This window comes from Vicinamibacteria bacterium, from assembly GCA_035620555.1.
Classification (GTDB): domain Bacteria; phylum Acidobacteriota; class Vicinamibacteria; order Marinacidobacterales; family SMYC01; genus DASPGQ01.
This window is the reverse complement of sequence record DASPGQ010000779.1, coordinates 1-7,379: the sequence shown is the minus strand read 5'-3', so window position 1 is coordinate 7,379 and position 7,379 is coordinate 1. Positions and strand designations below refer to the sequence as shown.

Annotated in this window: 7 protein-coding genes; 2 read left to right on the top strand and 5 right to left on the bottom strand. The window is 63.5% G+C overall.

The window, feature by feature from the left end; all coding sequences use genetic code 11:
* Both VEK15_31455 and VEK15_31450 read left to right on the top strand, forming a co-directional pair.
* Window positions 1-335: helix-turn-helix transcriptional regulator (locus VEK15_31455; protein HXV65254.1), on the top strand; the 335-nt coding region annotated here is incomplete at its 5' end.
* Window positions 332-2,959 (top strand): ADOP family duplicated permease, encoded by a 2,628-nt coding sequence (locus VEK15_31450; protein HXV65253.1) that lies wholly within the window; start codon window positions 332-334, stop codon window positions 2,957-2,959. The genes VEK15_31455 and VEK15_31450, both read left to right, overlap by 4 nt.
* Window positions 2,960-2,971: 12 nt before the next feature.
* Here VEK15_31450 and VEK15_31445 read toward each other — a convergent pair whose 3' ends face one another.
* From VEK15_31445 to VEK15_31425, 5 genes are all read right to left on the bottom strand, one after another.
* A complete protein-coding gene (locus VEK15_31445) occupies window positions 2,972-4,174 on the bottom strand; it encodes a histidinol-phosphate transaminase (GenBank protein ID HXV65252.1) in 1,203 nt (400 codons plus the stop codon).
* 245 nt (window positions 4,175-4,419) lie between these two features.
* Window positions 4,420-4,731: an antibiotic biosynthesis monooxygenase gene (locus tag VEK15_31440; protein HXV65251.1), complete on the bottom strand. Its 312-nt coding sequence runs from the start codon at window positions 4,729-4,731 to the stop codon at window positions 4,420-4,422.
* 109 nt (window positions 4,732-4,840) lie between these two features.
* Complete coding sequence (locus VEK15_31435; GenBank protein ID HXV65250.1) at window positions 4,841-5,422, bottom strand: thiamine pyrophosphate-dependent enzyme; 582 nt, start codon at window positions 5,420-5,422, stop codon at window positions 4,841-4,843.
* Window positions 5,415-5,957 carry a phosphonopyruvate decarboxylase gene (locus tag VEK15_31430; GenBank protein HXV65249.1) on the bottom strand — a complete coding sequence of 181 codons (543 nt, stop codon included), beginning with the start codon at window positions 5,955-5,957 and terminating at the stop codon, window positions 5,415-5,417. Before VEK15_31430 ends, VEK15_31435 begins: the two co-directional genes overlap by 8 nt.
* 65 nt (window positions 5,958-6,022) lie before the next feature.
* The coding region (locus VEK15_31425; protein HXV65248.1) for a hypothetical protein at window positions 6,023-7,379 on the bottom strand (1,357 nt) is incomplete at its 5' end.

Here is a 7,379-nt window from a genome sequence, read left to right as displayed (position 1 = left end):
CTAGTCTAATGACACGTCGAGAATCGCTGGGCGAGTTCGAGCACGGGGTCCTCCTGTCGATCCTGAGGCTTGGCGGGGAGGCCTACTCGGTTCCCATCGTCCTGGAGCTCGAGGAACGGACGGGACGCGAAGTCGCGCCCGCGGCTGTTTATATCGCGCTCAGGCGCCTCGAGAAGAAGGGGTTTCTCGCTTCTCGCCTATCTGCTGCGGGCAAGGGGGATCGGAACCGCCGCTATTTCAAGCTTCGCCCGGCGGCTCTCGAACGGTTGCGCGAGTCCCGTCTCAGCTTTCACCGTCTCTGGGAAGGCATCGAGCCGCTTCTGGAGCGAAAATGAAACACGGCGCCGGGCAACCCCCACGAATGGCCGAATGGCTCCTCGAAGCCGTCGTCCCTCCACTCGAGAGAACCGAGATCCGTGAGGATCTCCGCGAGCTCTTCGGCTATCGACTCAGCACGACGGGGGCCCCCGCCGCGAAGCTCTGGTACTGGCGCCAGGTGCTGAGCTTCGCCTGGCGTCTGGCGGGGCGGCGGCGAATCGTCGGGCGAACCCGACTTCGAGAAAGGGTTTTCTCCATGACTCAGGACATCGTTTATGCGGGACGGACGCTCATCCGGACTCCTGGCTTCACCCTGGCGGTGTTGGTGACTCTGGCGCTGGGGGTTGGTGCGAACGCGGCCATCTACAGCGTCGTGTCTCACATCGTGCTCCGCCCCCTCGGACATCCCGACGAATCACGCCTCCTCCAAATCTGGCCCGAGCACCGATTCACGCGCGAGGCGTTCGACATCTATCGCTCACGAACCGAGTCTTTCGAATCGATCTCGGCGTTCGCCAGTTACCAGTTCACTCTGACGGGCGGGACGTCACCCGAGGTCGTGCGGGGTCTGCTCGTCTCGCCCGAGCATTTCCCCGGTTTCGCGCGTCGTCCCGTGCTCGGACGAGACTTCGCGATGTTCGATAGCTTCCCCGGCTCCGAGCGCGTCGCCATCGTGAGCTACGAGCTGTGGCAGAACAAGCTCGGCGGAAACGACGACGTCCTGGGAGAGCGCATCGAGCTCAGTGGCTTCGAAGGGGGAGAGCACACTGTGGTGGGGGTTGCCCCTCCGCGGTTTCGTCCCTTCGGAAAGGTCGTCGACGTATGGACCGTTCTCGAGATCAATCCCGACGACGAGGACGAGTATTCTCATATTGCCAATCTTGGCATCGTCGGCCGCCTCAAGCCGGGAGTCGATGTCGACACGGCGCGGGCCGAGCTCGAAACGATCGCCAGGGGCATCACTCCAATTCCCAGCTATATCGACAAAGTGAAAGGATATCGATTGGCGCCGCTCCGCGAGGTCCTGGTGGAGGGCATCGAACCGACGCTCTTCTCGCTCCTTGGCGCGGTCGCGCTGGTGCTACTCTTGTGCTGTTTCAACGTGGCCAACCTTCTTCTCGCTCGGGGCCCCGGAAGAGAGCGGGAGATGCTCGTTCGCCTGGCACTCGGGGCGAGCCGAACCAGGATCGCGAGGCAGCTCGCGACCGAGAACCTGGTTCTCGCGACCGCGGGGAGCCTTTCCGGTCTCGCACTCGCGTGGCTGAGTTCGCCCTTTCTCGCACGCCTCGTCCCTCCCGGCGTCCCGCGCGCCGATGCGATTGCGGTGGATTTCCAGGTAGTCGTCTTCGCGCTTCTTCTCGCGCTCGTGACGAGCCTCGTGTTCGGATGGGTCCCGGTTCTTCGTCTGAGCCGGGGTGCATCGGGGCTGAAATCCCGCTCGAGCGCGGCGACCCGAGAGCGTTCGCGGCTCAACCGGACTCTCGTCGGGGCGGAGATCGCCTTGTCGCTCGTGCTGGTCGTGGCCTCGGGCCTGCTGGTGAAAAGCTTCTGGCGGCTGCAGCAGGTCGAGACCGGCTTCGCCGCCGATGGGGTCGTGTCGATGAAACTCCTGCCCTCGACGTTGCGGTATGCCGACGAGGAGAATCTGCATCAATATTACGATCGGGTGCTCGAAGCTCTTCGAACCGCTCCCGGGGTCGTGTCGGCCGGGGCGATTCAGATACTGCCGATGACGTCTCCGTTCATGGCGGTCGGATACAGTCCGACGGGTGCCCCGGTGCCCGCCGGAGTCGAGCCTCCCTCGGTGAGCTATCGGATCGTGACCCCGGAGTATCGTGGCACGCTCGGTATCCCGCTCCTGCGGGGACGCGACCTCACCGATGACGATCGGCGGGGTACGGAGAAGGTGGGACTCGTGAACGATAGCTTTGCCCGAGAGGTCTGGCCGAGCCAGGACCCGGTTGGCAAGCAGGTGCGCTTCGACGACGGAAACGCGTGGTTCACCGTCGTGGGGGTAGTCGCCGACGTACACCAGCACCGGCTCGATCGGCTTCCTCAGGGTGAAGTCTACGTGCCCTACGCGCAGGACTCCTGGCCGAGCGCGATGTCGGTCGTCGTCCGAACGATGGGTGATCTGGACGCCTCGATACCCGTACTTCGTGAGGCGATTTGGGAAGTGGATTCCGATGTCCCGATTCGAGATATCCGGCCAATGAGGGAAGTGGTGTGGGAATCCATGACCGAAGCACGGGTCCGTACTCTGGTGTTCTCAGGGTTCGCGGCTCTCGCGTTCCTTCTGAGCGCTGTCGGAGTCTATGGCGTGATCTCGTACACGGTGAGCGAGAGGACGCGCGACATCGGCATCCGAATGGCCCTGGGCGCCACCGCGAGGCGCGTTCTGACCGAGGTGCTTTCTTCGGGAATGCGGCCCGTCGTCGCCGGGATACTCCTGGGAACCCTGGTATCGCTTCTGGCGACGCGTCTCCTCACCTCGTTCCTCTTCCAGGTCGAGCCGACCGACGCCTCCGTATTTCTCCTCGTCGCCGTCTCGTTATCGACGGTCGCGGCGCTCTCGGCTTATCTCCCGGCCCGGCGCGCGTCGCGAGTGGACCCTTCGCGTTCGTTGAACGTCGAGGCCTGAATCGTCAGTGTATCAACCGATGCTCGGGGCCGCGGTCGGCGTCTCACCGGAGCCCGGCCCGTCAGGGAAGACCTCTTTGAAGGCGACCATGAACCGGTGCATTTCCTCGTCGTTTCCGATCGACACCCTCAGGTAGTCGAGCATCGGAGGAAATGGCCGCCCGACCAACACCCCGCGCTCGCGGAACGCGTCGATCACCGGGCGAACGTCGCGCCCGATGTGCATGAAGAAGAAATTCGTCTCCGAGGGAATGACCCTGAAACCCATGCTCTCGAGCTCCGCCTTCGTCTGCTCTCGAAGCTCGATCGTCATCCGCTTGACCTTTTCTTGCGACGCGGTGTCCTTCAGGGCCGTAACCGCACCCCATTTGGCGAGTGCGTTCACGCTGCCGGAAGCCCAGGGCCGCATCCTCTCGATGATGTCCTTGGGAGCGATCGCGTAGCCGATCCGCATGCCCGCGAGCGCCGCGATCTTTGAGAACGTCCGCGCCACGACGACCGGCCGTCCCTCGACGACGTAAGGGATGGACGTCCCGTAGCGCGGGTCGTCCACGAAGTGGTGGTAGGCCTCGTCGATGAGAACGGGAACGTCCTCCGGAATCCCATCGAGAAGCTGTCGAACCTCGTCCCTCGTCACGATGACGCCGGTCGGATTGTTCGGGTTGCAGAGGTAGACGAAGCCGATCTCGCGATAGTGCCTCTTGACCGCCTGGATCATCGCCGGGATGTCCTGGCGGAGGTCCTCGAGAAGCGGAAGGAGAACCGCCTCCGACTTGATGTTCGTCGCGTGTCGGTACACGGAGCCGTAGGAGGGCTCGACCCCGAGAACCTTCTTGTCGCCGGCGAGGAAGGTCGTTCCGACCACGTCCAGGACCTCGCCGGACCCCGCGGTGATGAGGAGGTTTTCGGTCTCGACTCCGTGATGAGCGGCAATTTCCTCCACGAGATTCCCGTCGGGATACCCGTAGCGATTCGCGTACTTGAACGCCCGGTTCATCGCCTTCATCACCGAATCGTAGGGTCCCCAGGGGTTCTCGTTGCTCGAGAGCTTCGCGAAAGCGTCGTATTCATCCTCGGTGGGACGCGGCGGGCGTCGCTGGAGCGCCGGGGCCTGCATGCCGAAAATCGATCCGGGGGCGAGCCCCGCGTAGCCCAGGATCGCCGTCAACCCGCTGACGAAACCTCTACGGGAGATACCCGAGTTCTTCATGTTCATCCGATTCCTCCTGATCCACGACGTCGTTGCGGTTGGCGGATTCTACCACCTCCGGTTCGACGGACCTTCGCTAGCAGGGTGATGAAAAACTCAGCCCACCCTGCGCGAGCGGAGCGAGCCCGGCGCGCCTGCCGCGCCGTAAGCAGCCCGAGCCGTGGCGGCTCGATCGATTACGGGTCCCGCCACGGCATTGAACACTAGAGTTGAAGTTGGGAAAAATGCTGGGATCTTTGGACTCGCGATGATCAGGGTTCGGTCGGCCGTTCGAATCGTGACTCGTGAAACACCTTTGCGATCTCGATGTGGTAGTCCTGATACCATCGATCGCGGCCGCGCTTCTTCGCTGCCCGGTGCTTCTCGTCGATTCGCCACTGCTCGAGGGTCTCTTCGTCCTTCCATCTCACGACCGTGAGCCGCTCTCCATCGGCGCTCACGTATTGTTTGTAGTCGACGAAGCCTGGCTGGCTCTTCGCGTGAGCGAGCATTTCTTCTCCATGAGCCAAGTAGTCCTCTCCAGCCTCTTCGGTCAAGCGAGATCGAAACAGAATGATCAACATGGGCGTCCTTCTCGCAACCAGTTTCGAACGGAAGTCGGAGCTGTCACCAATGCATCGGGACAATACGCCGAAGCCGTCTTCGCAACTGCCAGGCAGGATGGCAGCTTTTTTAGCGAGGCTCCGCCCCGACCGCATCTCGGAACCGATGATGGAGGAAGCTTCCACTACGGGGTGGAAGAACCATCGGGACCTTCGCGCTCGATACCTTGACTGAAGCGAACAGCGGTCCGTCGGCCTCGTGAATGCTCGAGCGCAAGCGGGTAAGCTCGGCCCGATCGCGAAGCGTCCAAGCCTCGGCGAAACCGGCGGCGCGGGCGATGCCGGCGAGGTCCACTCCCCGGGCCGTGTGGCTTTCCTGGCCTCCCGTCTCGCCGTAGGTCTCGTTGTCGAGAACGACGAGGCAGAGGTTCGTCGGACGATGGGCCGCGATGGTGGCGAGGCTTCCGATACCCATGAGCATCTCGCCGTCGGCGGTAACGACGAGGACACGGCGCCGAGGCTGAGAGATCGCAAGGCCGAGGCCAACCATGGGGGCGAGCCCCATCGCGCCCCAGAGGTAGAAGTTCCGCGGGTCATCTCCTGCGGCAGCGCAGTCCCAGGAGGGCCCTCCGAGTCCCGCCACCACGAGGAGCTCTCCCCGGTCGCGGAGGATTTCCGCCACCGCGTCCCTTCGCTCCAGGACATCAGTCATGTGCTTGCTCCGCGGTCGGGAACGTCTTGCTGCCGAGCATCTGTTGAGAGAGCAAGACCGCCACGGCTCGATGGCTCTCGAAGGCCATTCTCGCGGCGGAAGCGACGGCATCGGCCGCTCGATCCGAATCGAGCACGCGAATGGGACTCACACCCATTTCCTCGAGGACGGTAACGACCGCCCTTGCCATCGGCACCTGCCAGGGATTCGCCTCCCCCCATTCTCCTCGCATCGATACCACAGCGAGAAAAGGAAAGCGGCACTCCTCGATCATCGCGAGACCATTCACGCATTTCCCCACGCCGCTCGACTGCATCAGGAGGACGGCGCGATCGCCCCCGAGCCAGGCACCCGCCGAGAGTCCGATCCCCTCTTCCTCGTTCGTCAACGCGACCGATATCATCGTGTCATCGGAACGGCAGAGCTTGATGAGGCCGCGGAGCCCGGCGTCCGGAACGTAAGAGACCACCCGAACGCCTTCGCTCTTCAGGACATCGAAAACGCGCTGGGGCCAGGCGGCAGGATCGCTTCTCATCTTGGAGATCGATGATGGCTCGATTCTATCACTGCGGCGGTACGCCTAGGCCGCCGGGGACTGCGCTACCGATCGACGAAAGTTACGACGCCGACTTTCTCGAGGAGCCGGAAATACTCTTCGATTTCGTCGAGAGAAGCCGGGCCGTACTCCGCGGCCACCGCAGAGCGGATCGCGGCCAGGTTGCGGCGGCCGTTCGCGAAGTTCAACGTCTCGTAGAGGTAGTAATGTCCTCGCCGCGCCAGCCGCACTTTCTCGACGAACGCGGGGTCGTTCGCCCTCTCGACCATCCAGTCCCGTCCGTACTCGTCACGGAAGAAGTTCACCGGGCCGCGCACGAGTGGCGTGCGAACGGGAACGAGTGAGGCGCTCGGCCCTTGGGATGACGAAGGGAGGTGCTTGCCTCCGTGACTCTCGAGGCGCGCCATCGCTCGGGGAAGCTCCCCCCGGAGGTCGTTTGCGACCCCTCGCACATATTCCGAGACCCCATTGCGGGAGAGGGCTTGTAACGTCTCGATGGCAACCGCCTCGCGCTCGTAGGCATGTTGCACGATATCGAACGCGAGCTCCGCGTCGTCGGGGGAGTCGAGCAGCAGATCGACCGCCCGACGTTCATCCGAGGCCAGCCGGGCGCGAGCCTTCTCGACAGCGTTCTGAGAAAGCGAGGGGAGGTCCTCGTCCGCCGCCGTCGCCATGATATAGGCGGCGGCGCCGGCGATCACCCCGGCCCGTTTCATCTGGGTCGCGTCGGCCCGCTCGAGAGTGTCCTGTTGCGTCCCGATGTAGGGATCGGGCCAGGTGTTGAGAAGAACGGCGGGGACACCGAGGCTGGCCTCGGCGACGTCCTCGTGATCGCTCGGACCCCAGAAAGGCTCGATGTAGTAGTAGAAAGGGTCACGGCTGCCCGAAGGCTCCCAGATGGGTAGGCGGAACGTCGTTCCGAAATCGAGAAGACGGCCCTGGCGGATCGAGATCGAGTTGCCTTCTCCCACGACGCGGAACATCTCTTCCACGACGTCATTGACGAACGAGGGAAGCGAGTGCGGCGTGCGATAGAGTCGCAGCACCGATTCGCTCAGTTGCTGATGGTCTCCCACCATGTCGAGGTTGAGATAGGCCAGAACCCGGGACACTTCTTCGGGGTTCTGGTGGAAGTAATAGATGCTGGCCATGTGCTCCGGTCCCCAGGTGAAGCGGATGGATCGCCGCGGACGCTGGAGCACTCCCCGCGCGACGAGTCTCGCGAGCGCTCGCGAAAGATCGAGCGTCGCGCCGACACCGGTCAAGTTATTCCCCCCACCGGTGTTGCGATAGTTCGTGTGCGCCTGAATCCAGACCTCCGGTAGCGCGGGGTCGCTTCCGCGCAACCAGGCATGCACCTGAGAGTAGTGCCCCGCTCGGGTCTCGGCTTCCACCTCGGCC

Coding starts and splice junctions, on each gene's coding strand:
- VEK15_31445 (HXV65252.1), bottom strand. CDS start 4,174: ATGAACATGAAGAACTCGGGTATCTCCCGTAGAGGTTTCGTCAGCGGG.
- VEK15_31450 (HXV65253.1), top strand. CDS start 332: ATGAAACACGGCGCCGGGCAACCCCCACGAATGGCCGAATGGCTCCTC.
- VEK15_31435 (HXV65250.1), bottom strand. CDS start 5,422: ATGACTGATGTCCTGGAGCGAAGGGACGCGGTGGCGGAAATCCTCCGC.
- VEK15_31430 (HXV65249.1), bottom strand. CDS start 5,957: ATGAGAAGCGATCCTGCCGCCTGGCCCCAGCGCGTTTTCGATGTCCTG.
- VEK15_31440 (HXV65251.1), bottom strand. CDS start 4,731: ATGTTGATCATTCTGTTTCGATCTCGCTTGACCGAAGAGGCTGGAGAG.